The sequence below is a fragment of the Mesorhizobium sp. M4B.F.Ca.ET.089.01.1.1 genome (genome assembly GCF_004022605.1).
Lineage (GTDB): Bacteria > Pseudomonadota > Alphaproteobacteria > Rhizobiales > Rhizobiaceae > Mesorhizobium > Mesorhizobium abyssinicae.
In genome coordinates this window covers 1-382 of record NZ_RZOS01001609.1, presented here as the reverse complement: position 1 = coordinate 382, position 382 = coordinate 1, and the positions used below count along the sequence as shown (strand labels likewise).

Below are 382 nucleotides of genomic sequence, written 5' to 3'. Positions count from 1 at the left end.
CGGCTACTCAGTTCGGCGTCAGGTCGGAGGTTGCAAATGATGGCAAATCTGAGAGAGGTCCTTGATCTTCTATGGCGATGGAACCGCGAGCCGGTGCCCGAACCGCCGTCGCCGGTCGACGCGATCGTGCGCATACTACGTGAAACCAACAAGGCCGAAAAAGTGAATGATCCGCGTCAGAGCTCCCGCGATTAGTCTGCGCAGGACAGGAGCAGCCGGATCACGTACGGCGCTCTGAGTGGCTTTGCGTGCAACGGCCAATCAGAAGGCTGCGGGGTTTCCATTCTTACAAATTGGAGATTGGTTCCAGGATTGCCGACCCATCGCGGAAACAATCGAATTGGCAGCCGATGTCGCCAGCTCCGAGACGGTCGCGACAGAT

General features: G+C 57.9%; 1 protein-coding gene. It reads left to right on the top strand.

Translation table 11 applies throughout. The annotated features are described in order from the left end of the window. Positions 1-195, top strand: a 195-nt coding sequence (locus EN780_RS39655) for a hypothetical protein (RefSeq protein WP_210215173.1), incomplete at its 5' end; no start/stop codon positions are given. Positions 196-382: the final 187 nt, after the last annotated feature.